The organism is Stagnihabitans sp., assembly GCF_964946895.1.
The window spans coordinates 48,478-74,774 of sequence record NZ_CBBQHX010000022.1; the positions used below are offsets into that span (position 1 = coordinate 48,478).

Below are 26,297 nucleotides of genomic sequence, written 5' to 3' on the forward strand. Positions count from 1 at the left end.
AGCTTTGCAAGCGGCCCCCAGGCGTTGCGGGGCCCATTCAAGGCACGGTCCGGCGTTCACGCCGCCTTTTGCTGCGGCCCGTAGTGCCGCGCCAGATCGGCATCCAGCGCCGCATCGACCGGCAGCGTCGGGTCATAGTCCGGGCTGCCGCGCACCTTGTCGCGGTCAACGCCCAGATACAGCATCCGCTCTGTCCACATGATGCTTTGCGTCGACCGGGGCGAGATCAGCACCTCTTTGCCCTGCCACCAGTTGGAGGTATCGACCACCAGCCAGCGCAGGCTCCAGTCGCCATCGTCCACAAGCACATCCGCCAGATGGCCAATCTCGCCATCGGTGGCGTGGATATGATAGCCGGTCAGCACGTCGATGCTGCGCAGATGGGCATCCTCGGCGTCGCGCTGCATTTGCAGGATTTCATCCTGGCGTGAGGTCGTGGCCGGAGTGGGTGGCGCAAAGGCCATGCCGCCCCAATAGCCATAGCCGCTGACATACTCGGCCGTCCCCCAATAGGGGCTGAAGCCGTAATAGTCATAGATGTTGGATTCCAGCTGCCGCGACACAGGCAGATGGGTGTCGACATCCGGGCTGTTCTTGACCTGCGCCATGGTCAGGCGCACCGCAAGGGTCCGCGCCTCGACGTCCGGCTGGCCCAGCGCCGCGGCGGGCAACAACACCTGCCGGTTGAACAGCCAGTTTCCCGTCTCGACCACCAGCCAGCGGGCGGTCCAACTGCCATCGTCAAACAGAAGGTCGCTGACCGTCCCGATCGGACCATCGCTCGCCTCGACGCTGTAACCCTTGGTCTGTGAGGCCTTGATCAACATGTCACCACTCCTTCAGTGCCGCAGCACCCTGACAACGAAACCCGAAGCCATTGATTGGCCAACATTTTGCCCAACCTCCGACGGATCATCGCCCAATTTAGACCGAAATTGCCCGGCAACGTCCTGACGCAGGTTGGCGGCGCCCGACTATTTTTGCGATCCGGGATCCTGCACGAACAGCGGTTCGCGGAATGGGCTGAAACCAGCTCGATTTCGTCCGCCAAAGGGCGTTATATTGACGTGAAATACAACTTAAGCGGGAACACCGGGCGAAGAACCGTCTATCAAGCACTCCCCCCAAGGGCATCGCGCAGACCGGGCAGGCCAGCCCCGCCGCAAGCAACAGGCTGGGCCGCCTTCTGGCCCGGGCCACCCGCGCGCATGACCTGCCACAGCAAAGGGGACCGCCATGGTCACTGATCGACGTCCCAAGCAGACTTTTGCGCCGAGGGTTCAATGACATTGCCCTTGCCCGCTGACCTCAAGGCCGAGCCGGTCGTTCAGGCCGTTGCCCTCGCCGCCCATGCGGCCCCCCAGCCCATCAGCGCTGCGGCCGAAGCCGCCCCGCTGGCCGACGCCCCGCCCGCAGCCCCGCCCGCCGCGACCGACATCACCGTCGCCGCAGGCACCAGCGCGGCCACCCTGCAATCGCTGATCGACAGGGCCGCCGCCGGCACCGTCATCAGGCTGGACGCCGGGCATTTCGCGTTCGACCGCACCATCACCGTTGCGCGCGACGATATTTCCGTGATTGGCGCGGGGTCGGGCAAGACCATCATCGACGTGCCCTCCACCCTCGGGGCAGAGGCTATTCACATCGGACAGGCGACCCGGACCGGCAGCTACGGCATCACCGCCGATGTGGCGGAAGGCAGCACGGTCCTGACCCTGAACGGCCCGCACAGTCTGGTCGCGGGCGATTACATTTACATCTCGCGCGCCAGCACCACCGCCTTCTTCGACCAGATCGGCGACCACACCTGGCGCAACACCGATGTGCCCCTGCGCAACACGCTGGCCCAGGTGCAATCGGTCGATGGCAACACCATCACCCTCGCCTCGGGCGTCAAGTTCGACTATGTGCCGGGCGAAACCTCCGTCAGCGAAATCTCGATGGCCGAGCGGGTGACGGTCGGCGGCTTTTCGGTCAGCTATGGTCTGACGCCGGCCAACCCCTCGACCTTCGCCAACACGATGGGCGCATATGACCGCGACGCCGTGGTGCAGGTCGAAGGCACGGCGAACCTGCATCTGTTCGACATCACCGCGCAGGATGTCCCCTCGATCGGGGTCAATGTCGCAAGCTCTGTCCATGCCACGGTGGATGGCATGACGATGACCGGGTCGCACAACAAGGGCGACGGCGGCAACGGTTACGCCCTGCAGATCCGGGATGTCTTCGACAGCGTCTTCACCAACCTGACCGATCAGGACATGCGGCATTCCGTGGTCTTCGCCTCGTTCACCTCGGCCGTGGGCAACTATGTCCATGTCCTGTCCACCGACCGCGACGTGAATTTCCACGGCGGGCGCGATCATGACAACACGGTCGTCGTCGACACCTCGATCCGCGATGCCAATTCCGACATCATCGGGTCATCGTGGTTCATCAACACCACCGGCACCCACTACGGCACCGCCACCGATCCCAGCACCAACATCATCCACTTCGGCCATGTCTCTGGCACGCGGCTGGCGGACGATGTTCAAGGCTATGACACCGGCAGTTGGCTGGACGGCAAGGCCGGCAATGACACCCTGACCGGCGGTGCGGGCAATGATCTTCTGGTCGGCGGCGCAGGCAAGGACGTGATCCGCGGCGGCGCCGGCGAGGATATCGCGGCCTACACCGGCCTGCGGGCCAACTTCACCATCACCACCGCGCCCGATGGCCTGCACATCACCGACAAGGTCGGCGGCCAGTCAAGCGATGTCCTCACCGGGGTCGAGTGGCTGAAGTTCGACGACGGCGCCCTGCGCGTCGCAGACATGAGCTTGCATCCCTTGACCGACCTTGACGGCATCTTCGCCGGACCCGGTGCCGCGCCCCCCGATCCGGTCATCCCTGACCCACCGCCACCCCCACCTCCTCCGCCACCTCCTCCGCCACCGCCTCCCCCACCGCCACCGCCCCCCGGCCCGCCGGAACTGACTGGCACCGCCGGGGCTGATACCTTCAACGTCACCGTATTGGGCACCGTCGTGCACGGGCTTGGCGGCACCGACACCGTGAATTCCACCGTGGATTTCACCCTGCCCTCGGATGTGGAGCGTTTGACCCTGATCGGCAGTGGCGCCATCAGCGGCACGGGCTCCGATCTCGACAACCAGATCAAGGGCAATGATGCGGCCAACGTGATTCTGGGCATGGCGGGGCGAGACAAACTTGATGGCGGCGGAGGCGATGACCAGATCTTCGGCGGCGATGGCAACGACACGCTCTCGGGCGGCGCGGGCAATGACGTGATCGACGGCGGCGCAGGGCGCGACAAGATGAAGGGCGATGCCGGGTCCGATACCTTCGTCTTTGACCACGCCACGGACAGCACCCTGGCCGCCGCGGATCAGATCAAAAGCTTCCAGACCGGCCTAGACCATGTCGATCTGTCGGGCATCGACGCCAACACGCTGATTTCAGGCGATCAGGCCTTCGCCTGGGCCAATGGCCCGGGCGGGCCGGGGGCCCTGTGGCTTGTCAAGGGCAGCCTTTCTGGCGACATCGACGGCGACGGTGTGGCCGACTTTGCCATCGTCGTCGGCAAGCACCTCGTCCACACCGACGTCATCCTGTAACCCCGACCCGCGCCGCCGCATCGGCGCGGGTCAGCCTCTGTCGTGAAATCTTCACGACGATGAGGCCACAGCGTCACACTCAACCGTTACGCCCCGGCCAAAGACCCGGAGGCGCCCCTTGCTGCACGTCACAAACCTTACCCGGATGTTCGGCCCCAAGGCCGCCGTGGACAGTGCCAGCTTCTCGGTCGCCACATCCGCTTTCGTCGGCATCATCGGGCGTTCGGGGGCTGGCAAATCCACCCTGTTGCGCATGATGAACCGCCTGACCGACGCCACCTCGGGGCAGATCCTGTTCGAGGGCCGCGACGTGCTGGCCACGCAAGGCGCAGCCAAGCGGGCCTGGCAAAGCCAGTGCGCCATGATCTTCCAGCAGTTCAACCTTGTGCCGCGGATGGATGTGGCCTCCAACGTGCTGCACGGGCTGTTGAACCGCCGCTCCACCCTGTCCACCCTCTTCAGCCTGTGGCCGCAGGCCGATATCCTGAGGGCGCTGTCGATCCTCGACCGTCTGGGCATCGCCGAACAGGCCGCCAAGCGGGCCGAGGCGCTGTCGGGCGGCCAGCAACAGCGCGTCGCCATCGCCCGCGCGCTGATGCAGGACCCCAAGGTCATCCTTGCCGATGAACCGATCGCCTCGCTGGACCCGATGAACGCACAGCTGGTGATGGACACCCTGCGCCGCATCCATGACGAGGACGGCCGCATGGTGATCGCCAACCTGCACACGCTGGATACCGCCCGGCGCTATTGCGACCGCGTGATCGGCATGCGCGACGGACGCATCGTGTTTGACGGCACGCCCGATCAGCTTTCGACCAGCGCCGCCCGCGACATCTACGGCGCCGACGACCGCTTCAACGAAAGCGCCACCTCCACCGCCATCACAGCCCCCTCCGCAGAAGGCGACCAAGCCTATGCCGAGGCGATGCTGCACTAGGTTCCACCCCGGCCCCTCAGGGCCAATACCCGGAGACGACCATGAAAAAGCTGCTTGCCATTCTCGCCGCCACCACTGCCTTTACGGGCTTTGCCCAAGCCGACACGATCACCCAGTTCAACATCGGCGTTCTGGGCGGCGAAAACGCCCAAGACCGCATCACTGGCAATGAATGCTACCGCAAAGCCATCGAAGACGCGCTGGGCGTGCCGGTCAAGCTGTTCACCCCGGCCGACTATGATGGCGTGATCCAGGGCCTTCTGGGCGGCACGCTGGACATGGCCTGGCTGGGCGCTTCGGCCTATGCCAAGATCGCCCTGACCGACCCCAAGGCGGTTGACGTCAAGCTGATCGCGCAAAACGTCGATGGGACGCAAGGGTACTATTCCATCGGCATCGCCAACAAGAAGTCCGGCATCACCTCGATGGACACGGCCAAGGGCCATTCCTTCGCCTATGCCGACCCGAACTCCACCTCGGGCTATCTGGTTCCGGCGTCGGAACTGACCGCAAAGTACGGCGACCTTACCAAGTATTTCTCCTCGACCGTGTTTTCGGGCGGCCATGAACAGACCATCGTTGGCGTGAACAACGGCACCTATGACGCTGGGGTCACCAACGCCGACATGATCGGCAACTTCGCCGACGGCTACACCTCGGGGGCTTTGCGCAAGGCGGTCGATGGCGGTCTGGTCGACATGAACAACCTGGTCGAGATCTGGCACTCGGCCCTGATCCCGAACGGCCCCTTCGTCGTGCGCGCCGCCCTGCCGCAAGACGTCAAGGACAAGGTCACCGCGATCACCGCTGGCCTGCCGGAAAAAGACCACGCCTGCGCCACTTCGGTGAACGGCGGCGACATGAAGGCCTTCGTCCCGGTCGACCCCGCGATCTATGCTGGCATTCTGGAAGCCCGCAAACTGCAAGACAAGAAGAACTGAATTTCAGCATCCACGGCCGGGCCCCGCAAGGGGTCCGGCATTTCCTTTGGGGGCCTTATGGTCGATCTCGCCTTCGGACCGGAACCGGGAAAGCGCCCTGACAGGACAGACCCGCGCCAAGCCTATCTGCAGATGATCCGCCAGCGGCGGCTTTACGGCGCCGTCCTGCTGGTGCTGTTGCTGGCCCTTCTGTCCACCGGCTTCCACCTCGCCGAAACCCGCAATGCCGGCGGCTTCTTGAACGGCCTGCCGATGCTGCCCGCCTTCCCGCGCGAAATCCTGACCGAGGCTTGGGCCAACCGTGCCAACCTGCCCGGCCTTGCGCTGCACGTCCTGCCCTCGCTGCTGGAAACCCTGAACATCGCCGCCGTCGCCACCCTGATCGGCGGCCTGACCGCAGCCCTTCTGGCCCTGCTGTCAACCCGCGGCCTCGCCCCCGTCCCCCGCCTGACACCCGTGCTCCGCCGCACGATGGACGCCCTGCGCGCCCTGCCTGACGTGGTGATCGCGCTGGTGCTGATCTACATCCTTGGCGGCGGCCCGATCCCCGCCGTCATCGCCATCGCCATCCACACCTCGGGCGCGCTTGGCAAGCTGTTCTCCGAGGTCGCTGAAAACGCTGACCTCAAACCGGTCGAGGGCCTGACCTCCACCGGCGCCACCTGGGGCCAGTGCGTCGGGCTGGGCGTGCTGCCGCAGGTCGCGCCGAACTGGGCCAGTTACCTTCTGATGCGGTTCGAGATCAACGTGCGCGCCTCGGCCATCCTTGGCTTCGTCGGTCAGGGCGGCATCGGCTATGACCTGAAGGTCGCCATGCAATGGGGTCAGGGCCGCTACGATCAGGTCGTCGCCATTTTCCTGCTGCTCTTCCTGACCATCGTGCTGATCGACCAGACCTCCGACCGCCTGCGCACCCGCCTGACGACAGGAGCCTTCCATGGCTGACGCCCCCGGGATCACCGCCCCTTTGATCACCGCCCCTTTGATCACCGCCCGCCTGATCGCCCAAGTCGAAGCCAGCTTCCGGCGCCGCAAGGTCATGGCCTTCGCCATCCCGGCCCTGATCCTCGCCTATCTCCTCTACGCCGCGATATCCTTTGACATCCTCGGCGTCGCCGCCCGCGCGCGGATGGACAATGCCCGGATCCTGCTCTCCGATTTCTGGAGCTATCAGGTCCACGTCACCCGCGACAACCGGACCGGCCGCATCTCTTCCTCCATCGACGGCGACCTGCGCTATTCCTATGCCCCCGACTGGGTCGAAACCCAAGGCGACATCACCCGGATCGACCTTGGCCAAGGCAACCTTGTCACCTACGACGCGGGTGGCGCGCAGTATGTCATCCCCGGCTACGGCACCATCGCCATCACTTCCACCGACGGCCACCTGACCCTCACCGCCCCGCGCCCCCTGCCCGACTGGATCAGCGCCTCGGACAGTCGCGTGGGGGTCACCACCCCGGCGGGCCGGTTCAACTACACCAAGTCCAAGGTCGAGACGCTGCGCGCCTTCCCCGGGTGGGAGCTGTTCTTCTTCACCTTCGACAGCCCCTTCTACGGCAAAAGCCTTGGCCAACTGCTGGACCTGTCCCTGTGGCAACCCCGTCTTGACCCCGCCCGATCCAATGTCTCAGCCATCGCCCAGGATATCCTGCAGAACTCCATGTGGCACCACGCCGAGGTCTTCTGGGCCCTGTTTGAAACCCTTCTGATGGCCTTCCTTGGCACCTTCACCGCGGCCCTGATCGCCCTGCCGCTCAGCTTCCTGGCCGCCTCCAACATGATGCCCCTTCGTCCCCTGCGCTTTGGCGTGCGGCGCATCTTCGATTTCATCCGCGGCCTCGATGCCCTGATCTGGACCCTGATCCTTGTGCGCGCCTTCGGACCCGGCCCGATGACCGGTGCCTTGGCCATCTTGATGACCGACACCGGCTATTTCGGCAAAACCTTCTCGGAAGCCTTGGAAAACATTGACGAGAAACAGGTCGAAGGCATCCGCTCCACCGGCGCCAATGCCCTGCAACGCGCCCGCTTCGGCATCTTGCCGCAAGTTCTGCCGATCCTGCTCTCGCAAGTCCTCTACAATTTCGAATCCAACACCCGCAGTGCCACCGTGATCGGCGCCATTGTCGGTGGCGGCATCGGCCTTCTGCTCACCCAAGCCATCCAGACCCAGAAGGATTGGGAGGATGTTGCCTACTACCTCATCCTCATCGTCGCGATGGTGATGCTGATGGACTGGCTCTCCGGCCTCATACGCCGCAAACTCATCAAAGGCTGACCCATGCCCAGACTCTCGCCCACCGCACCCGTCATCCACCCCAATTGCCGCCTGCACGACAGCCATTTCGGCGCCTATTGCGAGGTGGGCGAGGGCAGCCGCATCCTGCATTCGACCTTTGAAGATTACGCCTATTGCGACCACCTTGCCGATATCGCCAACACCACCGTCGGCAAATTCGCCAACATCGCGGCCATGACGCGGATCGGCCCCACCGACCACCCCTATGAGAACGCCTCGCTGCATCATTTTCTCTACCGGTCTGAATCCTACTGGGACGATGCCGAGGATGATCAGGACTTCTTCGCCCGCCGCCGCGCACGCCGCACGGTGATCGGGCCGGACACCTGGCTCGGCCACGGCGCGATCGTGAAGCCAGAGGTGACCATCGGCGCCGGTGCCATCATCGCCTCGGGTGCTGTGGTGACCAAAGACGTTGCCCCTTACATGATCGTGGCGGGCATCCCCGCCACCCCTTTGCGCGCCCGCTTCACCCCGCAAATCGCCGACCGCATGCAGGCCCTCGCCTGGTGGGACTGGAGCCATGATCGCCTGCGTCAGGCCCTGCCCGACTTCCGGGCCCTGCCTGCCGAAGCCTTCCTTGAGAAATACGAGGCTTAGCCCAGACGGGGCTAAACCGCCTTGGCAAACCGCACGACAAACCCGCCCCGGAACGGCTCCGTCGCGGTGATGGCAAAGCCATAACGCTGATAAAACCGCACATTGCTGTCCAGCGCCGCATTGGTCAAAAGCCGCAGCTCTGGAAGGCCCGCTTCGCGCGCCTGCGCCTCGGCCAGACCCAACAGTCTTTGGCCCAGCCCCCTGCCCTGCAGGTCCGACCGGACGGCGATATTCTCCACCCAAAGATGGTCCGCTTCGGCCACGGTTTCCAGCACCCCGGCCAGCAGGTCAGCGTCAAACGCCAGCACAAACCGATGCGAGTGCAAGGCCGCGTCGTAATCCGCCGTCATCGGCAAAGGCTCGCGCCCCATGACCGGCACCCACTTGGCATAGGCCGCCCGCACAAAGTTGCGGATCAGGCCGGCATCCTGCGAGAGTCCGGGGCGAAGGGTGAATTCGGCGTTGTCCATGGCGCGAACCTCATCAAAGGCACGCCCGATGTCAAGCCGCAGGCCGGGCAATCCGGCGTAAACAAAAGGTTAACAAAATTTGTGATATACAACTATATCAAAGCCTTAACACCGATTGCACGCGTGCAATCCTACTCCGCTGCAATCTGATCTTCCTCGGTCAGGGCGGAAATCACCCTCGGCTGCGCCAGAAACCGCCGCGCCGCCTCTCCGGCCAGATAGGTCAACCGCCCGCCACAAATCGTCGCCTCGATCCGACGCGAGGCCGCATCAACCACCACCAGATCCGCCCGCAGGCCCGGCTCCAACCGGCCCCGGTCCGTCATCCGCAAGATCTCGGCCGGACCGGAGGAGACCAATCCCCAAGCCTGCGCCAGGCTCAAGATCCCCCGGTCGACCAGCGCCCAGACCGCCAGCGGCAGGGCCGGCACATGATAGTCCGACACCAGCGCATCACATAACCCCGCCGCCACCAGATCGGTCGCCGAGGCATTTCCCGCCTGCGACTGCCCCCGCACCACATTCGGCGCGCCCATGATCACCGGGCTGAACATCGCATGCGCCGCCGTCGCCGCCCGCATCGTCAGCGGAAACTCCGCGACGGTGGCACCAATCATCCGAAACTTCTCGCGCGTTTCACCGTCCGGATCGTCATGGCTGCCATAAACCACACCCATCGCATCAAACGCCTCCGCCAACCGACACAGAGAGCGGGCCACCTCGGCCCGGGCATCGCGCGCCACCTGAATCGCCTCGGCGAGTTCTTCGGGGGTCTTGCCGACCTTGCGGGCCCAATGTTCAAACGCGCCGGGGGCCACGCGCGACATCTGGAAACCCTCCTCCAGATGGTCGTTGAAGACGACATATCCCACGCCAAACCGCCGCACGACCGCGATCAGGCGCTGGGTTTCGCGGACCAGATGGGTCTCGGCCCGGATCTGCACGCGCAGGTCGGTCAACATCTGCGGGCGATAGGCCTCCAGCGCCGTCAGAACCGCCTCGCACTGATCAGGCGCACGCGGCCCGCCCTCCCAACTCCAACTCGCCGCCAGATAGGCCGTTGTCACCCCATGGCTTGCCGCCTCGCGGTCAAAGCTGGCCAGACCGGTCGCAAGCGGAAACGGCGCCGAGGGACGCGGGGTCATGTGGTGTTCAAACCCGTCGCCATGCAGGTCGATGATGCCGGGCAGGATCAGAAACCCCGACAGGTCCACCTCTGGCAAGGGCCCGCGCACAAGCCTGCCCCCCGCCAGCCCAAGCGAGCGCCATTGCATCTCGCCCTCTCGCAAGACTTGGGCTCCGGTCAAACGCAGGGGGGGCAACAGGGTCATTGTCACATCCGTTGGAAGGGGTTTCCTGTGGATAATCCTCTTGCGCAACGATCACGTGACACTCAGTCGGGGATCACCGTCAAAGTCACCCGATCGCCGACGAAATAGGTGATGCCGAACTCGATCGGCCTGCCCGCGCCATCGACATTCACCGTAACCGAGCGCAGCAGGGGCGCGCCGGGCTGCACCTGCAGATGCCCCGCCTGCACCGCATCCGCCAGCTTCGCGGTCAGCCTTGTGCTGGCGCGGGTATAGTCGGCGACCCCGGCCTCGGCCAAGGCCGCAGTGATCGAACCGCGCCGCGCCATCGCCTCGGGGAACGCGGGCAGGCGGTCGGCGGGCAGGACGGACTGGAACAGGCCCATCGGCAGACCATCCGCCAACGAGACCCCCTCGACCAGATGCACCGCCGCCCCTGCTGGCAGGTCCAGCGCCTCGGCCTCGGCTGGGCTGGCGGGGCGGGTTTCCAGCCGCAGCACCCGGCGCGAGGGCGTGCGGCCCGAGGCCAGGACGTTTTGATGAAAGCGCACCCGACGGCCCAAAGGGTAATCCGTGGGGGTCGAGGTGACAAACACCCCCGCCCCGCGACGGGACTGCACCAACCCCGCCTCGGCCAAAGCGGCCAGTGCATGCCGCACCGTGTGGCGGTTCACGCCGAACCGCTCGGCCAGTTGCGCCTCGGTCGGCAATTTCATGCCGGGACCATAGTTGCCCACCGCAATTTCCGCCGTCAACGCCTGGGTGATCGCCTGCCAGATGGGGGATCGGGTCATGTGTTACACAAACTTCATGTGCATTTCCGGAGCGATGCGGCTATAAGTTGTCTAGTTGTATAGTACCATAGACAACTTGGCAAGATGTCGGAACCCAAATGACCTCCTTCCCGCCTGACCACAAAGACCGCCAAAGCTGGATGGGCCTCTTGGCCCGCGCCGATGCAAAGCGGCTGAAAATCCTGCTGCCCGACCTGCCCCCCCATGACCTGCTGCGCGGCCCGGACGTTGGCGCGGTGATGGTGCGCGGACGGGTTGGCGGCACCGGTCAGCCCTTCAATCTGGGAGAGATGACCGTGACGCGTTGCTCGCTTCGGGTGGAGGGTGCGGTGGGTCATGCCCATGTGCAGGGGCGCGACAAGGCCCATGCGATCCGGGCTGCCGTGGTGGATGCCTTGATGCAGACCGCGCAGGCGCAAGCCCTGCGCAGCACCGTTCTGGCACCGCTGCATGCCGAAGAAGCGGCCACCCGCGCCCTGCGCGCCGCCAAGGCGGCAGCGACCAAGGTCGAATTCTTCACCCTTGTCCGCGGAGAAGACAAATGACACCTGAAGCCTTGACGGGGGGCTTTCAGGCCGCGCCCATCCAATCCGCCCGCGCCTTTCGTGCCGCATTGGAGGCGATGGCCCGGCCGGGCACGCTGTGGACCGTGGAAGGTGCAGCACCCCCGGCTCCGCTTTCGGTGGCCGCAGGTGTGCTGATCCTGACGCTGTGCGATGGCACGACACCGCTGCACCTTGGGGCCTCGCTGGACCATGACCTGATGCGCGATTGGGTGACGTTTCACACCGGCGCACCGCTTGTGACCGCTGAAGCAGCGCGGTTTGCGGTGGGGACCTGGGCAGACCTGACCCCGGTCAGCCGCTTTGCCATCGGGCTGCCGGATTACCCCGACCGCTCTGCCACGTTGATCGTTGAGGTGGAGGTGCTGGGCGCACATGGCCCGCGCCTGACCGGACCGGGGATTGCCGACGCGGCCCGTCTGTCGCTGCCCGAAACCGCCGCCTTCGTGGCCAACCGGGCGCTGTTCCCGCAAGGCTTTGACACCTACCTGACCTGCGGGACCACCCTCGCCGGTCTGCCGCGCAGCACCATCGTGGAGGCCGTCTGATGTATGTGGCTGTCAAAGGGGGCGAACGGGCGATTGATGCCGCGCATGCCTGGCTGGCCGAGGAACGGCGCGGCAATGCGTCGGTCGCCGAACTGTCCGTCGCCCAGATCCGCGAGCAGCTGGCTTTGGCCGTGAACCGCGTGATGGCGGAGGGGTCCTTGTACGACCCCGATCTGGCGGCGCTGGCGATCAAACAGGCCCGGGGCGATCTGATCGAGGCGATCTTCCTGATCCGTGCTTACCGCACCACCCTGCCGCGACTGGGGGCCTCGTTGCCGGTTGAGACGGCGGAGATGGCCGTATCACGCCGGATTTCTGCCACCTTCAAGGACTTGCCCGGCGGACAGATCCTCGGGCCAACCTTTGACTACACCCACCGCCTGCTGGATTTCAAACTGGCGGCGGAGGGGGACGTGACAGTGGCCCCGACCGCTCCGGCCAGTTTGGAGCCGGTGCCGCATGTGACCGGGATGCTGGGCCGCGACGGGCTGATCCAGTCTGAACTCTCAGGCGACGACGTACCGCCAGACCTGACGCGAGAGCCGATGGAACTGCCCGCCTCACGCGCGCTGCGGTTGCAGGCGATCACGCGGGGGGATGAGGGGTTCATCCTGTCGATGGCCTATTCCACCCAACGCGGCTACGGGCGCACCCATGCCTTTGTCGGCGAGTTGCGGATTGGCACGGTGGCGGTGGAGATGGATATCCCGGAACTGGGGTTTGCAGTCGAAATCGGCGAGGTGGAACTGACCGAATGCGAAACCGTCAACCAGTTCAAAGGCACCAAGACCGAGCCGCCGCAGTTCACGCGCGGCTATGGGCTGGTGTTCGGCCAGACCGAGCGGAAGGCAATTGCGATGTCTTTGGTCGACCGGGCGCTCCGCTGGAAGGAACTGGGCGAGGACTACACGGGCGCCCCGGCGCAGGATGAGGAATTCGTGCTGATGCACGCAGACAACATCCAGGCCACCGGGTTTCTCGAACACATCAAGCTGCCGCATTACGTTGATTTTCAAGCGGAGCTGGAGCTGGTGCGCAAGTTGCGGCGCGAGGCTTTGGGCCGGCAGGAGGCTGCGGAATGAACGGCCTAACCACGCTTCCACGGAGCGTCAGCTGCTTTCGTATCGGCCTTCTGCTGTGTCGCGGCCTCAATTTGTCGGGTCTTTGCCCGAATGAGGCGAGCAAACAAGTAGATGAAATACCCAATAACGCCGAAGAAGATCAGGAAAACAACCAATACAATCGAAGCAGAGGACTGGTGCATCGTGTATTCCTTTTAGCCGTGGGTCCCAACCATGTCCTCTGACTATAACTTCGCTTACCTCGACGAGCAAACCAAACGGATGATCCGCCGCGCCATTCTGAAAGGGGTGGCGATCCCCGGCTATCAGGTTCCCTTCGCCAGCCGCGAGATGCCGATGCCTTACGGCTGGGGTACGGGTGGCGTGCAGGTGACGGCGGCCTGTCTGGTGCCGGAAGATCGGCTGAAGGTGATTGATCAGGGGGCGGATGATACCACGAATGCCGTCTCGATCCGGCGGTTTTTTCAGCGCACGGCGGGGGTGGCCGTGACCGAAGCCACTGCCGAGGCGACGGTGATCCAGACCCGGCATCGCATTCCAGAGACGCCTTTGCGGGAAGGCCAGATCCTTGTTTATCAGGTGCCGATCCCGGAACCCCTGCGCTTTCTGGAACCGAGGGAGACCGAGACCCGCAAGATGCATGAACTGGAAGATTACGGCCTGATGCATGTCAAGCTGTATGAAGACATCGCACGGCATGGACAGATTGCCACCTCCTACGATTACCCGGTCAAGGTCGAGGGGCGTTACGTCATGGACCCCTCGCCGATCCCGAAGTTCGACAATCCCAAGCTGTCGGGCAACCCCGCGATCCAGCTGTTCGGGGCGGGGCGTGAGCAGCGCATCTATGCGCTGCCGCCCTATGCGCGGGCGATCTCGCTGGATTTCGAGGATCATCCTTTTATCGCCTCCAAAGCCGACCACGCCTGCGATCTTTGTGCGGCTGAGGGCAGCTACCTGGACGAAGTGATCACCGATGACCAAGGCAGCCGGATGTTCGTCTGCTCTGACACCGATTTCTGCCGGGGGCGGCGGGACACAGGACATGTCGGGCGGCTGGGCACTGTCGGGGGAGGCCAGTGATGGATATGCGTGTGAGGGACGCGATGACACCGCAGCCGCTTTTGTCGGTGCAGGGCCTGTCCAAGTTCTATGGGGCAAGGATCGGCTGTGACGCCGTGTCTTTCGACCTGTTTCCGGGCGAGGTTCTGGGGATTGTCGGCGAAAGCGGGTCGGGCAAATCCACGCTTCTGTCCTGTCTTGCCGGGCATCTGGTGCCGGATCGGGGCAAGGTGATCTTTGATACCACGGCTGGCCCCCGAGATACCGTGCTGATGGGCGAAGCGGAGCGGCGCCGGTTGGCCCGCACCGATTGGGCCTTTGTGCATCAGAACCCGCGGGATGGATTGCGCATGGGTGTCTCGGCCGGCGGCAATGTCGGCGAGCGGCTGATGGCGGTGGGCGCACGGCACTATGGCGAGATCAGGGCCCAGGCGGTCGACTGGCTCGGCCGGGTCGAGATCGCGGCGGACCGGATTGATGACCGGCCCTCGGCTTTTTCGGGTGGGATGCAGCAGCGGCTGCAGATTGCGCGCAATCTGGTGACCGGGCCAAGGCTGGTGTTCATGGATGAGCCGACGGGCGGCTTGGATGTCTCGGTGCAGGCGCGCCTTCTGGACTTATTGCGCGGATTGGTGCGGCAGATGGGGCTTTCGGCGGTGATCGTGACGCATGATCTGGCGGTGGTCAGGCTGCTGGCGGATCGGCTTATGGTGATGAAAGGCGGGCATGTGGTCGAACAAGGCCTGACAGATCAGGTGCTGGATGATCCGCAGCATGACTATACCCAACTTCTGGTCTCCTCGGTTCTGCAGGTGTGACATGATCACGATTTCCAATCTTTCCAAAAGCTTCACCCTGCACAACCAAGGCGGTGCCGTCATTCCGGTGATGCAGGATGCGGCCCTTGCCGTGGCACCCGGAGAGTGTCTGGGGCTGATAGGCGCCTCTGGCTCTGGCAAATCCACGTTGATGCGGATGATCTGGGGCAATTATCTGGCGGCTTCGGGGTCGATCATGGTGGGCGGCGTGGATGTCGCCAAGGCGGCCCCGCGTGAAATCATCGCCTTGCGCCGGGGGACGTTGGGCTATGTCAGCCAATTCCTGCGGGTTGTCCCGCGCGTGCCGACGGTGGATGTGGTCGCAGAGCCCTTGCTGACTCTGGGCGTTCCGGCCAAGGAGGCGCGAGCGCGGGCCGAGGCGTTGCTGGCGCAGTTGAACATCCCCGAGCGGCTGTGGGCGCTGTCACCCACGACTTTTTCGGGGGGCGAACAGCAGCGGGTCAACATCGCGCGCGGCTTTGCGTACCCCTCTCCAGCCCTGCTGCTGGATGAACCAACCGCCAGCCTGGATGCCGTCAACCGCGAGGTTGTGCTGACCCTGATCGAGGCCGCAAAGGCGCGCGGTGCGGCGATCATCGGCATCTTCCATGACGAGGCGGCGCGGGCGCGGTTGTGTGACCGGCTGGTCGACGTGACCGCCTTCACGCCAGCGCTGCCAGCATGACGGGGTTTTCAGCATGACGGGGTTTTCAGCATGACGGGCCGGGTCTTTGCCGTGGTGGGGCCTTCGGGGGCGGGGAAGGACACCTTGCTTGCGGGGGCAGTTGCCGCCTCGCCCATCCTGCACTGGGCGCGGCGTACCATAACCCGGCCCGAGGCCTTGGGCAGCGAACCCTTCGAGGGCGTCACGCCCGAGGAGTTTGATTTCTTGAGCCAAGCTGGGGTCTTTGCTCTGCAGTGGCCGGCCCATGGGCTGCGGTATGGCATCCGGGTGGGTGAATTTGCCGGGCTGGCCAAGGGTGTGGACGTGCTGTTCAACGGCTCGCGGGCGGCCTTGCCGATGGCGGTGGAGCGCTTCCCGAACCTGATCGTGCTACGCATTTCTGCCCCGTCGAAGGTGCTGGCAGAGCGGCTGGCCGCACGCGGTCGCGAATCCGCGGCAGATATCGAAGCAAGACTGGCGCGCGCGTCCTATGATGTGCCGGCGAACCTGCCGGTCATCGACATTGCCAACGATTCCACGCCGCAAACCGGTATCGCGCGGCTGCTGGCCGCCCTTCAGGCGAGGGTGTAGCGGTGCAAAAGGTGAAAGCGGCCGTCCTGACCTTCGCCAAAAAGGCAAAGCGCATCCAGACAGAAGGGCTGCGGCAGGTGCGGCGCAAAATGCTGCTCGGCCAAGGGCCGCAAGGCGGCGTGGTCTTCAGCCGACAGCGGGCCGGACAGGGTCAGATGAAAGCGGAACTCCTCCATCACATGGGGATAACCGTAACGCGCCAAAAGGTCGCGCTGGCGCAGGGTAAGGCGATCCGGGCGGCGGCGCGCCATCTCGGTTTCGGTCAGGGGCGCGCGGAAATGGTCAAGCTCCGCCACAACCTTGGCAGCAAGATCGCAAAGTCCCGCGCTGCCGCCCAAAGGGACCAAGGCGAGAAACCCGTCCAGATCAAGGAAGCGCAGCCCGGGAAACGTCAATCGGGGCAAACCGGTGGCAAGATCCGCAATGGCTTCGCAAAGGCCTGCAAAATCAGCAGTTTCAGCCAACCGGAACGGGGCTTTGAGGGTGCCATGGAAGCCGTATTTGCGCGGCTCGGCGGTCAGTTCGGCAAGGTTCAACCCCAAGGCGGGATGAGCTTTGGCCACACCCAAGGCCGGGTCCCAGCCCAGCCAGCTTGCGGCGGCATCGGCGAAAGGTCCCGGTTCAGGCGCATAGTAGACGGCGTAGCGTTTCATCTGTTCCATGGCGGTCCGGTTACCTTGGCTTTGTCACACTTCTGTGACGCAGGCCGGACAAAGCTGCAAGATCATCCAACCTCAAGGCCCTTTGCATGACCGAAACGATCCTTGCCAACGCCACCCTTGTCCTGCCGGATGAAGTGTTTACGGGATCTCTGCGCCTGTCGGGCGGCATCATCGCCGCGATCGACCGGGGCGCCAGCGTGCCACCGGGGGCGGTGGATTGCGGCGGTGATCTGGTGCTGCCGGGTCTGATCGAGTTGCACACCGACAATCTGGAACGCCATATCGAACCGCGCCCGAAAGTGCACTTCCCCCATGCCGGGGCGATCCTGGCTCATGACGGAGAGTTGGCCTCGACCGGGATCACCACGGTTTTTGACGCGCTGCGGGTGGGGTCGATCGTCTCGAAGGGCAAGGCATCCTATGGCGAATATGCCCGGCGGCTGATGGATGAAATCCAGTCGATGCGGCAAGAGGGGGCCCTGCGGATCAATCACTTGCTGCACCTTCGGGCCGAGGTCTGTTCGGAAACCCTGATCGAAGAGTTGGCGAAGTTCGGCCCCGCCGATGGCATCGGCATCCTGAGCCTGATGGATCACACCCCCGGCCAACGCCAGTTCCGCAGCCTGGATCAGTTGCGCAATTACGTGCGTGGCAAGCACGGGCTGGGCGAAGAAGAGTTCCTGCTGCACGTGGCCGCGCAACAGGCGCTGTCTGACAGGTTCGGCGCGGCACACGAGGTGGCAGCCGTAGCAGAGGCCCGCCGGTTCGGCGCCGTTCTGGCCAGCCATGACGATACGACGGCAGAGCAAGTCGCCATCTCGGCCGGTCACGGCGTGACCTTTGCCGAATTCCCGACCACGGTGGAAGCGGCGCTGGCCTGCCGTGCCCGGGGAATCAAGGTGATGATGGGGGCGCCGAACCTGATCCGGGGCGGCTCACATTCTGGCAATGTCGCGGCAGGGCATCTGGCCGAGTTGGATCTGCTCGACATTCTGTCTTCAGACTATGTGCCTGCCAGTCTGTTGACCGCAGCACTGGCACTGGGCGATCAGTGGGGCGATGTGGCGCGGGGCGTGGCCACGGTGACTTCGGCGCCAGCCGATGCGACCGGATTGGCCGACCGAGGCCGTCTTAAGCCGGGTCTGCGGGCCGACGTGATCCGCGTCGCCCGGCTGACCAAGGCCGCAGCCGTGCGCGGAGTCTGGGTTGGCGGCCATCGGGTTGCCTAGCGGTCTCGACGGCCGGCGATTTGGGTGTTCCCCGGGTTGAGGTTCCCACCCGGGCTGGTTTCGGTTTGACAGACGGACCTCGGCGATGCGGTCCTTGGACCGCTGGCACGATCAGCGCGCGGGCGCGTGGGGCACGCATTTCACGGGTCATCAGGTTTTCGGCCCTGATGTTGATATTCTGAAACGAAACGTCAGGTCTGCCCCCCCCAAATGGCGAAGACTTAAGGGGAAAGATCATGCAAGCGCCCCACCGGCCAGCCAATAGTCCCACCCCAAGCCTGATATCGGCCCCCCCGACGCCTAAGGGAAAGGATCGGCGGGCTGCCGATGGGAATCGGCTCAAGGCCCCAACTTGCGATGAAAGGTGGCGCGCGAGATCCCCAAGGCGCGCGCCGCAGCCGAGGCATTGCCACCGGCCCGGGCCAGAGCGCGAGCCATAACGGCGCGTTCCCCCTGTTCCAGGGTCGATGGCGCGTCAAGCCCCAGAAGATCAGCGGCGGGCACCGGTTTCTTGGCCAAGTCGCCCTTCAGGCCAAAGTGCAGCCGTGCGGCGCGGGTGGCGCCGATCACCAACTCGTCGCCATCCACCGCCAGAAGCGCGCCCTGGGCCCGGTCGACGCCCGGCGCCATCATCAGCCGGGCCTTGGGGAAGGCCGCCTGAAACAGATCGCTTTCGATCCGCCGCACCGCATCGCCGACGGCATTCGAGATCAGACCGGCAAAGGCCTCACTGGTGGCGGTTCCAGCGGTTGACACGTCCAGCACTGCGATCAACTGCCCCTCGGCATCGTGAACCGGGGCCGAGGAGCAGGACAGGCCGATATTGGCCGACAGGAAATGCTGGTCGCGGTGGATGGTCACCGCCCTGCCCTCTGCCAGACAGGTGCCGATGCCGTTGGTGCCCGCCGCCGCCTCGGACCAGACAGTGCCGGTCCACAAGCCATTCTCCTGGAAATCACGGTCGTGGGCCGATCTGCCACGGCGGTCAACCGGGATGCCCTCGTCACTGGCCAGAATGACACAGCCGCCCAAGGCCCCCACCGCCTGAAACAACCGGTCCAGCGTGGGACCTGCCGCCTGCACCAAAGGGCCCAGCCGGTCGAGCAGGGCACGAAACTCGGCCTCGGTCAGCCGGTCGCGCTGGGTGCGGTGCGACGGGTCTAGCCCGTGGACACTGGCCGAACGCTTCCAGGACGCCACAATAGACGACCGGGCTGCGCCGCCTTTGGCCAGCGCCGCCGCCACGGCGGCCTCGTGGTCGCGCAGGGGATGTGTGGTCAAGGTCGCCTCCTCCGCCACCTGAGCCTTTTATCCCGCCACACTAGCGATTTTGCGACTTGCGTCAAAAGGCAATTCGGTCAGCCAAGCCGCAGGGTGCCAAGGCGTGTACGCTCGCCCGGTCCGGCGCCCGCGCCGGAAACGGGCTGAACATCGGGCCGCCCGGCCAGCGCAAAGCGATAGTTGTCCGCCGCGGGTCCTGCGGGCGGCGGGCTGGCCAAAAAGGCCAGCGCAAGTTCACGGGCGACCTGCGGCGCGGCGGACGACGTGCCTTGCAGGGCAATGAAGCTTCCGGTTCGGGTTCCGCAGGACACGATCCCCGGCAGGGCCGGCGCGCGGTCAGTCGGGGCCGAGACATCGACGCCACGCCCCCCGATCGGCCCGGCACTGGAATAGCGCGCCGCCTGGCCCAGGCTTGCGACAAGCCCCCCGGTGTTGAGCGAGACCGGGCCAGACGCCAACCCGTTCAGCCCGTCGAAACGGTGTGACAGCGTGCCGGGCAGATCCCATTGCGCCAAGGCACCGTCAGCGCCAAAGGCGTCATAGGCGGGGTCAAGCAGCCAGGACTGACGCCCTCCGGTGTGGCCCTGGTCATGATCGGCGTCACGCTGGACACGCAGGGCGATCGGACCGCTTTGGTTGGCGTTGCGACGCACTGTGATGCGCCAGTCGCCTGCCGGGGCAGCCCCGTGGGGGGCGGGCGGCTGGGCATTCGGCTCGGACGGTGCAAGGCAGATGGTCACGCGCCAGCGCGCGCCCCGATAGGAATCCAGCGAAAGCTGGCCCACGGTCCTGCCCGCCACGGTCACATCGGCACGGCCCGCCAAGGGGCCAATGGCAGTGACACTGCCATCCGGTGCAGTCAGGCTGAACGTCATACCAGCCGGATCCGCGCCCGGTGCCAGCCAGAGTTCCGCGAAGGTCGAGGTCATGTCGTGCGGCTGAACGAACCAGCGCAGGCTTGCCTGTGCCTTGCCATCGGGTGCGGGGGCGAAATGCATGTCCTGGAAGGTGGCCGACAGCATGTCCTGAAACATGTTGCCCGAGGGCAGTACCAGCGCCGTGGCCGCTTTGGCCCGGCGCGACGTGATCAATTCGGCCAAAGCCGCCTCCAGTAGACCCGCGCCATCATGCGGGCCGCCCGACCACCCCATTGAGATGTTGATGACCAACGGAACCGAAGCGCGCCCATGTGCTGCGGCAATCTTGTCAGCCCGATCGAAGATATAGTGCAGCCCGGCCAGAATGAACATGTCGGTGCCAAAGCCCGAGGTGTCCCAGAGCGAGGTCGAGGGCAGGTCCACGGCAATGATCCGCACCTGCGCGGCATCCAAAGCCGGTACACCCGCCGCCGTGCCCAGGACATGGGCGCCATGCGAATGGGCGCGGGCCAAGGGCATGGGCGGCAGGGTTGGGTTGCCCAACAGGCCTGCGGACCGGTAAATCGCCTCCTCGTCGCCCGCATGGGCGGTTCGCAAAGCCTCGATCCCCGCGCGGGTGAACTCGCGACCGAACAGGACAGCGCCGGTGCCTTCCGCCGGGGCCGATTGCGACCAGCAGTAATCGACCCGACTGGCCCCTGCGGCGCGCAGGGCCTGATGGGCGAAGGCGATGCCATGGTCAATCACCGCGATGATGACAAGTGGGCGGTTGGGGTCCACGCCGGGGGCAGCGGGTTGAACGGATTGCGCGGCCGGAAAGGCCATGTCGATGGTATCGGACCGCACCGGGAAGTTCAGCCGCAGATGCCGCGTGCCGCCGCCTGCCACGCCCGCCAGCAACGCGGCCAAACGCCCCGGATCATGGGCGGCAATCGCCGTCGGGTTTTCGGGGCAAAGCAGCAGCGGCACAAAGCGTGACGGTGCGCCCGCCCACAGTGTCGGCAGGCGCTGCGTCATGGTGATGCCATCCGCCGTCAAAAGCCCCGCGACAGAGGTGGCCGGATGCGGGACCGGGGCCGAAAACTCCGCCACGCAGGACAAGGCCGGAGAGGCATCCATCCGCAGTCCCGGCAGGTCATAGGCCTTGCCCGGCCCGAACATCCAACGCTCGTAAGGACCAAGCGGATCGTCGCTGCTGACCATGGTTACACCGCCGGCGCGTGCAGGGCGAATTCGGCTTTGGCCTCGCTCCACAGCCAGGTCAGTGTCGGGTCAGCGGCCACCGGGACGTCAGCACCCGGCCCCGGCACGCGCAGGGCTGCGGCGTCGGCATAAAGGAAATCGGCGTCGGGTGTGGTATCGGGATCATAGGCTGGCAGTTCGCGCACCGTCCCGCCGCCCGTCATGGCGGCCACCAGAATATTGCCCATCTGCAGCCCAAGTCGGGCACCTGCGGCGGAATCCATCGGGAAATGCACGCCCGCCACGGTGCGGTTGACGGCGATCCGGTGGGCTTGGCGGTAGCACAGATCGACCCGCTTTTCGAGGTCGCCAAAATGGGCGGGCGTGGCGCGGATCAGCGCCTCCAGCACCCGTGCCATGGCCATGGCCTGCGTGGCGTGGGCCGAGGGGAACGAGCCATGCCCGGGCGTCGCAATGTAGGGGGTGATCCGGGCATCCATCTCGGCCGGGCGGCGGCAGGCGAACAGATGCTTGGGCAGCATGGTGATCTGGCCGGATATCGCCTGAACGGCATCCAGAAGTTCAAACGTCTTGGGGTTGCGACCATCGGTCAGCCCAAGGAACAGCGCGAAGTAGGCCGAAAAAGACGCCAGTTGCGACAATATCTCATTGCCCCGATCGCCACGCTGGTCGGCATAGTAGCGCACCCAGTCCGACTGCCGGGCCATCGTTTCCGCCACCGGCGGCTTCAGGGTGGCCACTGCCGTGCCATTCCACGTCAGGCTGACGAAGCTTATCGCATCATCCCAGACATGGCCGACATGCCGGTTGACCGAGGCTTCCATCACCAGCGCGCGAATGTCGGGCGACCAGCGCTTCATGTTGGCGGCAGAGCCGGGGGTCAGCGGCTCGATCCCTGCGGCCGGCAAAGGGTCCAGCCCCGCCACATGCAGCAGCGATTGCGCCGAAGTCTGCAATCCCGCCAGGGCCCCGGCAGGCAGATCGCCATAACCGCCGGTCCCGTGGGTGCCGTGCGTCCCATGGGTTCCATGGGTTCCGTGGGTGCCATGTGTTCCATGAGTCCCGTGGGTGCCATGGGTCCCGTGCATCAGGCTGAAAACCGACATCGACGTCTCCTTAAGGTATGCCCGCCGCCGCGAAGGCTGCAGTCACGTTCTGGCCAAACTTGAAATTCGCCGCCGGATGGCTGCGACGATAGGATGAAATGTTGAAATCGGGCTGGCGGCGCAGCAGGTCCTGCGCCGCAATCCGGGCCTCGTCCGCCCGGCCAAGATAATGCAGGGCGCAGATGCGGGTGCGCAAGGTGGACAGATGGCGGTCATTCTTGCTCATCGAGCGGTCAGCCAGCGCCAGTGCATGGCTCCAATCCCCGGCGGCGATATAGGCGGTGGAGGCGAGGCTGTCGAAAAAATAGCCGAACGGGTCCACCGGCGACAAACGCAGCGCCTTTTCAGTGCGCAAGACAGCATCCTTGCCATCATCTCGGTAGGCCGACAGCACCCCAGACAACAGCCAGGCCATGCTTTCGTTCGGGTTGAGGTCCAGGGCGGCATCGAACCGCTCACTCGCCTTGTCCAGCCGCATCAGAAGGTTGTTGTTCACCACCCCGTCGATGGTCAGCGCAAAGGTGTTGTTGGGGTCAATATCCAGCGCCCGCGCCGTGCAATCCAGTGCCACGCCAGTGTCGCGCAAAGAGTTGTCCGACCAACCGTTGAAGACCGACATGACGTACCATTCGGCCAGCCAGGCATGGGCCTCGGGCACGCGGGGGGCGCGGCGGATCACCTCTTCGATCAGATCGCGCGAGCGGGCAAAGTTCGACAGCTTCAGCTGATGCATCATGCCGATGCCAGCGATCAGCAACTGATGGTCGCCCAAAGCCGACAGGCTGCGGCCCTGCGCATGGGCCAGCGCATCCGCGCTGATCGTGCGGCCGATGGTGCGCACGATTTCGGACACCGGCTGACTTTCGGCCATCAGAAACTCGGCCAGTTCACCGGGGAATTGCCGCGTCCACAAGATCCGCCCCGATGTCACATCCAGACAATCGGCATCCAGCACGACCCTGTTGCCCGACACCCGCAAGCTGCCCGTCACACAGTAATCGACGTTCAGCATCCGCTTGACACGCGCAAGGTCAATCCGTTGCCCGCCAATCTCGCGCGCAGACAGATGCGAGATCACGTTGAGCAGGTGGCTGCGCGACAGAGAGCGGCAGATTTCCTCGGCCAACCAATCGCCAAGGACGGAATGCACCTCTTCGCCCACCACCAACCGAAACGGAAGAATACAGATCGCCGGCATGATGCGCGGTTGCGCCGGCACCGCGGGCAGGCCGGTCAGCAGGGCAAAGAACTGCTCGGGCGCTTGCCGCACGCTTTGCAGCCAGTCATTGAAGTCATCGTCGCGGATGTCGATGCCCTCCAGAAACTCGCCGCCGCCGACCGCGCCGATGAAATCAACCTTGGACAGATCCAGCATGATTTCCGTGTTGTTAACCTTCAGCAACTGGTCGAAATCCGCACCAAGGATCCCCTTGATCATCGACAGCGCCGTGCGCAGGCTTTGCCGACCGCCGTCATGGCACGAGGTGCCCCAGAGCAGGTTTTGCAGGTAGCTGCGGGTGCGACGGCCAAAAGGGGCCGTGGCCAGAAGCGCCAGCAAGGCTCTGTGCTTGGCCCCTTTGATCTCATACCCGCCGGGCTGAGACGAGCGCACGATACAGGCGCCGAAGAGGTTGATCTGCAAAAGCTTTGTCACGGGACGCCCATTCAATTCCAAAGTTTCCTGAAATGCACTTTGGTTGACGCAACGTAACGGATGATCCCATCCTCACAAAGCCCTTTGACATTTTTTTAACAGAACCGTCACGCCAATACACTTTACCCATGGTTGCAGGCTCGGGCATCAAGGACCAAAGCGCTCCAAAACGCAAAGGCGACGAAATTTCAAATGGGGTTCAGCATGATTGACGCTTCCGAAAACCCACCGCGTCCCGATGCCAAGACTGACCTCAGCGCCAAAGTGCGGGACGTGGCTGATTTTCACCTGCGCTGGCCCGAGTTTCGACCCGTGGCCCTGGCCCTGTGCCAAAGCGCGCGCCTGACCGGGAAAGAGAGTGATACACTCGGCTGGATGATTGAATTGATGGATCGGATCGGCAGGACCGATTTCGACGACACTCCGACCTGACGGTGCGACGGAACGGCCTCAGGGCAATGCCTGCAGCGCGCCACGTCGCGGGCGCTGGTGTTGTGGCAAGGATCAAGGGCCCGATCAGAGGGTGTTGGCCGGCCTGATCCGGTGCCTGACGTCAACTGATCGAGACAGACCGCGGCTGTCAGACGCACGAGACATTGACCTGACCTTGACGGGCGCATATCTCGGCTGGGACAATTCCTGATCCATAGGTGCAAGATGCCCGTCTACCGCTCCCGCACAACGACCCATGGCCGCAACATGGCCGGTGCCCGTGGCCTTTGGCGCGCGACCGGCATGAAAGACGGCGACTTTGGCAAACCGATCATTGCCATCGTCAACAGCTTTACCCAGTTCGTGCCGGGTCACGTGCACCTGAAAGACCTTGGCCAGCTTGTGGCGCGTGAGGTCGAGGCGGCGGGCGGTGTGGCCAAAGAGTTCAACACCATCGCCGTCGATGACGGCATCGCCATGGGCCATGACGGGATGCTGTATTCGCTGCCGTCCCGCGAATTGATTGCAGATTCGGTCGAATACATGGTCAACGCGCATTGCGCGGACGCGATGGTCTGCATCTCGAACTGCGACAAGATCACCCCCGGCATGCTGATGGCCGCGATGCGGTTGAACATTCCGTGTGTGTTTGTGTCCGGTGGACCGATGGAGGCCGGCAAGGTCGTCATCAAGGGCAAGGAAGTGGCGCTGGATCTGGTGGACGCGATGGTGTCCGCCGCCGATGCCTCTTTCACGGACGAAGAGGTCGATGAGATTGAAAAGGCTTCCTGCCCGACCTGCGGCTCCTGCTCGGGCATGTTCACCGCCAATTCGATGAACTGCCTGACCGAGGCTTTGGGGCTGTCGCTGCCGGGCAACGGCTCGACTTTGGCGACCCATGCCGACCGCAAGCGGCTTTTTGTCGAGGCGGGGCACCTGATCGTCGACATCACCAAGCGGCATTATGAGCAGGACGATTACGCGGTTCTGCCGCGCAACATCGCGACCAAGCAGGCATTCGAGAACGCCATGGCTTTGGACGTGGCGATGGGTGGATCGACCAACACCGTGTTGCATATCCTTGCGATTGCCCATGAGGGTGAAGTCGATTTCAAGATGGCAGACATCGACGCCATCTCGCGCCGGGTGCCGGTCTTGTGCAAGGTCGCCCCGGCCAAGCAGGATGTTCATATGGAGGACGTCCACCGCGCTGGCGGGATCATGGCGATCCTCGGCCAGTTGGACGCGGCAGGGCTGTTGAACCGCGAAGTGCCGACGATCCATGCCCGGTCAATTGGTGCAGCGGTGGATCAGTGGGACATCAGCCGCACCAATCAGGACTCGGTGCGCGAGTTCTTCCGCGCCGCGCCGGGGGGCGTGCGCACGACGCAGGCCTTCCTGGCCACGGGCCGTTTCCCGACGCTGGACCTTGACCGCGCCGAGGGTGTGATCCGCTCGGCCGCGACGCCGTTCTCGAAGGACGGCGGCTTGGCGGTGCTGACCGGCAATCTGGCGGCGGACGGCTGCATCGTGAAGACGGCGGGGGT

26 protein-coding genes are annotated in these 26,297 nt (G+C 64.6%); 16 read left to right on the forward strand and 10 right to left on the reverse strand.

Annotation, left to right across the window (positions count from 1 at the left end):
* Positions 1 to 56: 56 nt before the first annotated feature.
* Entirely contained in the window at positions 57 to 827 is a 771-nt protein-coding gene (locus tag AC1Y2B_RS14670; RefSeq protein ID WP_482253852.1) for a PRC-barrel domain-containing protein, read from the reverse strand.
* Positions 828 to 1,283: 456 nt separating this feature from the next.
* Between AC1Y2B_RS14670 and AC1Y2B_RS14675 the strand changes: the two genes are divergently transcribed.
* The 6 genes from AC1Y2B_RS14675 to AC1Y2B_RS14700 all read left to right on the forward strand — a co-directional run bounded on the left by AC1Y2B_RS14675 (position 1,284) and on the right by AC1Y2B_RS14700 (position 8,403).
* A complete protein-coding gene (locus tag AC1Y2B_RS14675) occupies positions 1,284 to 3,620 on the forward strand; it encodes a calcium-binding protein (protein ID WP_482253853.1) in 2,337 nt (778 codons plus the stop codon).
* A 118-nt stretch (positions 3,621 to 3,738) separates the two neighbouring features.
* The gene (gene phnC / locus AC1Y2B_RS14680; RefSeq protein WP_482253854.1) at positions 3,739 to 4,560 is read left to right on the forward strand and encodes a phosphonate ABC transporter ATP-binding protein; all 822 of its coding nucleotides are present in this window, start codon (positions 3,739 to 3,741) and stop codon (positions 4,558 to 4,560) included.
* Between the two features lie 41 nt (positions 4,561 to 4,601).
* Positions 4,602 to 5,501, forward strand: coding sequence for a phosphonate ABC transporter substrate-binding protein (gene phnD / locus AC1Y2B_RS14685; protein WP_482253855.1), 900 nt, complete (start codon positions 4,602 to 4,604; stop codon positions 5,499 to 5,501).
* A gap of 57 nt (positions 5,502 to 5,558) precedes the next feature.
* Complete coding sequence (phnE, locus tag AC1Y2B_RS14690) at positions 5,559 to 6,446, forward strand: phosphonate ABC transporter, permease protein PhnE (protein ID WP_482253856.1); 888 nt, start codon at positions 5,559 to 5,561, stop codon at positions 6,444 to 6,446.
* A complete protein-coding gene (gene phnE, locus AC1Y2B_RS14695) occupies positions 6,439 to 7,782 on the forward strand; it encodes a phosphonate ABC transporter, permease protein PhnE (RefSeq protein ID WP_482253857.1) in 1,344 nt (447 codons plus the stop codon). Before phnE (AC1Y2B_RS14690) ends, phnE (AC1Y2B_RS14695) begins: the two co-directional genes overlap by 8 nt.
* Positions 7,783 to 7,785: 3 nt before the next feature.
* Complete coding sequence (locus AC1Y2B_RS14700; RefSeq protein ID WP_482253858.1) at positions 7,786 to 8,403, forward strand: LbetaH domain-containing protein; 618 nt, start codon at positions 7,786 to 7,788, stop codon at positions 8,401 to 8,403.
* Between the two features lie 11 nt (positions 8,404 to 8,414).
* On the opposite strand, the gene AC1Y2B_RS14705 is transcribed toward AC1Y2B_RS14700, so the two are convergent.
* The 3 genes from AC1Y2B_RS14705 to phnF all read right to left on the reverse strand — a co-directional run bounded on the left by AC1Y2B_RS14705 (position 8,415) and on the right by phnF (position 10,977).
* Positions 8,415 to 8,873: a GNAT family N-acetyltransferase gene (locus AC1Y2B_RS14705; RefSeq protein WP_482253859.1), complete on the reverse strand. Its 459-nt coding sequence runs from the start codon at positions 8,871 to 8,873 to the stop codon at positions 8,415 to 8,417.
* A gap of 131 nt (positions 8,874 to 9,004) precedes the next feature.
* On the reverse strand, positions 9,005 to 10,204 hold the full coding sequence (locus AC1Y2B_RS14710) for an alpha-D-ribose 1-methylphosphonate 5-triphosphate diphosphatase (RefSeq protein WP_482253860.1): 1,200 nt from the start codon (positions 10,202 to 10,204) through the stop codon (positions 9,005 to 9,007).
* Positions 10,205 to 10,266: 62 nt separating this feature from the next.
* Entirely contained in the window at positions 10,267 to 10,977 is a 711-nt protein-coding gene (gene phnF, locus AC1Y2B_RS14715) for a phosphonate metabolism transcriptional regulator PhnF (protein WP_482253861.1), read from the reverse strand.
* Between the two features lie 98 nt (positions 10,978 to 11,075).
* Between phnF and phnG the strand changes: the two genes are divergently transcribed.
* From phnG to AC1Y2B_RS14730, 3 genes are read left to right on the forward strand one after another with little or no spacing between them, the layout of a single operon-like run.
* Positions 11,076 to 11,522 (forward strand): phosphonate C-P lyase system protein PhnG, encoded by a 447-nt coding sequence (phnG, locus tag AC1Y2B_RS14720; protein WP_482253862.1) that lies wholly within the window; start codon positions 11,076 to 11,078, stop codon positions 11,520 to 11,522.
* Positions 11,519 to 12,088, forward strand: coding sequence for a phosphonate C-P lyase system protein PhnH (gene phnH / locus AC1Y2B_RS14725; RefSeq protein WP_482253863.1), 570 nt, complete (start codon positions 11,519 to 11,521; stop codon positions 12,086 to 12,088). The genes phnG and phnH overlap by 4 nt, the downstream gene beginning before the upstream one ends.
* A complete protein-coding gene (locus tag AC1Y2B_RS14730) occupies positions 12,088 to 13,170 on the forward strand; it encodes a carbon-phosphorus lyase complex subunit (protein WP_482253864.1) in 1,083 nt (360 codons plus the stop codon). The genes phnH and AC1Y2B_RS14730 overlap by 1 nt, the downstream gene beginning before the upstream one ends.
* Positions 13,171 to 13,175: 5 nt before the next feature.
* Here the strand turns inward: AC1Y2B_RS14730 and AC1Y2B_RS14735 are convergent, their stop codons facing one another.
* The gene (locus tag AC1Y2B_RS14735) at positions 13,176 to 13,352 is read right to left on the reverse strand and encodes a hypothetical protein (protein WP_482253865.1); all 177 of its coding nucleotides are present in this window, start codon (positions 13,350 to 13,352) and stop codon (positions 13,176 to 13,178) included.
* A 31-nt stretch (positions 13,353 to 13,383) separates the two neighbouring features.
* Here AC1Y2B_RS14735 and AC1Y2B_RS14740 point away from each other — a divergent pair, with 31 nt between their 5' ends.
* The 4 genes from AC1Y2B_RS14740 to phnN are packed head-to-tail and all read left to right on the forward strand — an operon-like array spanning position 13,384 to position 16,305.
* Entirely contained in the window at positions 13,384 to 14,253 is an 870-nt protein-coding gene (locus tag AC1Y2B_RS14740) for an alpha-D-ribose 1-methylphosphonate 5-phosphate C-P-lyase PhnJ (protein WP_482253866.1), read from the forward strand.
* A 23-nt stretch (positions 14,254 to 14,276) separates the two neighbouring features.
* Positions 14,277 to 15,050 (forward strand): phosphonate C-P lyase system protein PhnK, encoded by a 774-nt coding sequence (gene phnK, locus AC1Y2B_RS14745; RefSeq protein WP_482253879.1) that lies wholly within the window; start codon positions 14,277 to 14,279, stop codon positions 15,048 to 15,050.
* A gap of 1 nt (position 15,051) precedes the next feature.
* Positions 15,052 to 15,735 carry a phosphonate C-P lyase system protein PhnL gene (gene phnL / locus AC1Y2B_RS14750; RefSeq protein ID WP_482253867.1) on the forward strand — a complete coding sequence of 228 codons (684 nt, stop codon included), beginning with the start codon at positions 15,052 to 15,054 and terminating at the stop codon, positions 15,733 to 15,735.
* Positions 15,736 to 15,765: 30 nt separating this feature from the next.
* Positions 15,766 to 16,305, forward strand: coding sequence for a phosphonate metabolism protein/1,5-bisphosphokinase (PRPP-forming) PhnN (gene phnN, locus AC1Y2B_RS14755; RefSeq protein WP_482253868.1), 540 nt, complete (start codon positions 15,766 to 15,768; stop codon positions 16,303 to 16,305).
* Here the strand turns inward: phnN and AC1Y2B_RS14760 are convergent.
* Positions 16,290 to 16,967, reverse strand: coding sequence for a DUF1045 domain-containing protein (locus tag AC1Y2B_RS14760; RefSeq protein ID WP_482253869.1), 678 nt, complete (start codon positions 16,965 to 16,967; stop codon positions 16,290 to 16,292). The two genes, phnN and AC1Y2B_RS14760, sit on opposite strands and share 16 nt — an antisense overlap.
* An 86-nt stretch (positions 16,968 to 17,053) precedes the next feature.
* On the opposite strand from AC1Y2B_RS14760, the gene AC1Y2B_RS14765 reads away from it, so the two are divergent.
* A complete protein-coding gene (locus tag AC1Y2B_RS14765; RefSeq protein WP_482253870.1) occupies positions 17,054 to 18,196 on the forward strand; it encodes an alpha-D-ribose 1-methylphosphonate 5-triphosphate diphosphatase in 1,143 nt (380 codons plus the stop codon).
* 339 nt (positions 18,197 to 18,535) lie between these two features.
* On the opposite strand, the gene AC1Y2B_RS14770 is transcribed toward AC1Y2B_RS14765, so the two are convergent.
* The 4 genes from AC1Y2B_RS14770 to AC1Y2B_RS14785 form a co-directional block, all read right to left on the reverse strand.
* Positions 18,536 to 19,477 carry a GAF domain-containing protein gene (locus AC1Y2B_RS14770; RefSeq protein ID WP_482253871.1) on the reverse strand — a complete coding sequence of 314 codons (942 nt, stop codon included), beginning with the start codon at positions 19,475 to 19,477 and terminating at the stop codon, positions 18,536 to 18,538.
* Between the two features lie 77 nt (positions 19,478 to 19,554).
* A complete protein-coding gene (locus AC1Y2B_RS14775; RefSeq protein WP_482253872.1) occupies positions 19,555 to 21,558 on the reverse strand; it encodes a S8/S53 family peptidase in 2,004 nt (667 codons plus the stop codon).
* 2 nt (positions 21,559 to 21,560) lie between these two features.
* On the reverse strand, positions 21,561 to 22,664 hold the full coding sequence (locus AC1Y2B_RS14780) for a phosphatase PAP2 family protein (RefSeq protein WP_482253873.1): 1,104 nt from the start codon (positions 22,662 to 22,664) through the stop codon (positions 21,561 to 21,563).
* Between the two features lie 10 nt (positions 22,665 to 22,674).
* A complete protein-coding gene (locus AC1Y2B_RS14785) occupies positions 22,675 to 24,318 on the reverse strand; it encodes a tetratricopeptide repeat protein (RefSeq protein WP_482253874.1) in 1,644 nt (547 codons plus the stop codon).
* A gap of 204 nt (positions 24,319 to 24,522) precedes the next feature.
* Between AC1Y2B_RS14785 and AC1Y2B_RS14790 the strand changes: the two genes are divergently transcribed.
* Positions 24,523 to 24,750, forward strand: a complete 228-nt coding sequence (locus tag AC1Y2B_RS14790; RefSeq protein ID WP_482253875.1) for a hypothetical protein — start codon at positions 24,523 to 24,525, stop codon at positions 24,748 to 24,750.
* Between the two features lie 225 nt (positions 24,751 to 24,975).
* Positions 24,976 to 26,297, forward strand: a 1,322-nt coding sequence (ilvD, locus tag AC1Y2B_RS14795) for a dihydroxy-acid dehydratase (protein ID WP_482253876.1), incomplete at its 3' end; no start/stop codon positions are given.

Bases quoted from the DNA above. Each gene is read 5' to 3' on its own strand.
- AC1Y2B_RS14670 (WP_482253852.1), bottom strand. From the start codon at position 827: ATGTTGATCAAGGCCTCACAGACCAAGGGTTACAGCGTCGAGGCGAGC.
- AC1Y2B_RS14675 (WP_482253853.1), top strand. From the start codon at position 1,284: ATGACATTGCCCTTGCCCGCTGACCTCAAGGCCGAGCCGGTCGTTCAG.
- phnD (WP_482253855.1), top strand. From the start codon at position 4,602: ATGAAAAAGCTGCTTGCCATTCTCGCCGCCACCACTGCCTTTACGGGC.
- phnE (WP_482253856.1), top strand. From the start codon at position 5,559: ATGGTCGATCTCGCCTTCGGACCGGAACCGGGAAAGCGCCCTGACAGG.
- phnE (WP_482253857.1), top strand. From the start codon at position 6,439: ATGGCTGACGCCCCCGGGATCACCGCCCCTTTGATCACCGCCCCTTTG.
- AC1Y2B_RS14700 (WP_482253858.1), top strand. From the start codon at position 7,786: ATGCCCAGACTCTCGCCCACCGCACCCGTCATCCACCCCAATTGCCGC.
- AC1Y2B_RS14705 (WP_482253859.1), bottom strand. From the start codon at position 8,873: ATGGACAACGCCGAATTCACCCTTCGCCCCGGACTCTCGCAGGATGCC.
- AC1Y2B_RS14710 (WP_482253860.1), bottom strand. From the start codon at position 10,204: ATGACCCTGTTGCCCCCCCTGCGTTTGACCGGAGCCCAAGTCTTGCGA.
- phnF (WP_482253861.1), bottom strand. From the start codon at position 10,977: ATGACCCGATCCCCCATCTGGCAGGCGATCACCCAGGCGTTGACGGCG.
- phnG (WP_482253862.1), top strand. From the start codon at position 11,076: ATGACCTCCTTCCCGCCTGACCACAAAGACCGCCAAAGCTGGATGGGC.
- phnH (WP_482253863.1), top strand. From the start codon at position 11,519: ATGACACCTGAAGCCTTGACGGGGGGCTTTCAGGCCGCGCCCATCCAA.
- AC1Y2B_RS14730 (WP_482253864.1), top strand. From the start codon at position 12,088: ATGTATGTGGCTGTCAAAGGGGGCGAACGGGCGATTGATGCCGCGCAT.
- AC1Y2B_RS14735 (WP_482253865.1), bottom strand. From the start codon at position 13,352: ATGCACCAGTCCTCTGCTTCGATTGTATTGGTTGTTTTCCTGATCTTC.
- AC1Y2B_RS14740 (WP_482253866.1), top strand. From the start codon at position 13,384: ATGTCCTCTGACTATAACTTCGCTTACCTCGACGAGCAAACCAAACGG.
- phnK (WP_482253879.1), top strand. From the start codon at position 14,277: ATGACACCGCAGCCGCTTTTGTCGGTGCAGGGCCTGTCCAAGTTCTAT.
- phnL (WP_482253867.1), top strand. From the start codon at position 15,052: ATGATCACGATTTCCAATCTTTCCAAAAGCTTCACCCTGCACAACCAA.
- phnN (WP_482253868.1), top strand. From the start codon at position 15,766: ATGACGGGCCGGGTCTTTGCCGTGGTGGGGCCTTCGGGGGCGGGGAAG.
- AC1Y2B_RS14760 (WP_482253869.1), bottom strand. From the start codon at position 16,967: ATGGAACAGATGAAACGCTACGCCGTCTACTATGCGCCTGAACCGGGA.
- AC1Y2B_RS14765 (WP_482253870.1), top strand. From the start codon at position 17,054: ATGACCGAAACGATCCTTGCCAACGCCACCCTTGTCCTGCCGGATGAA.
- AC1Y2B_RS14775 (WP_482253872.1), bottom strand. From the start codon at position 21,558: ATGGTCAGCAGCGACGATCCGCTTGGTCCTTACGAGCGTTGGATGTTC.
- AC1Y2B_RS14780 (WP_482253873.1), bottom strand. From the start codon at position 22,664: ATGTCGGTTTTCAGCCTGATGCACGGGACCCATGGCACCCACGGGACT.
- AC1Y2B_RS14790 (WP_482253875.1), top strand. From the start codon at position 24,523: ATGATTGACGCTTCCGAAAACCCACCGCGTCCCGATGCCAAGACTGAC.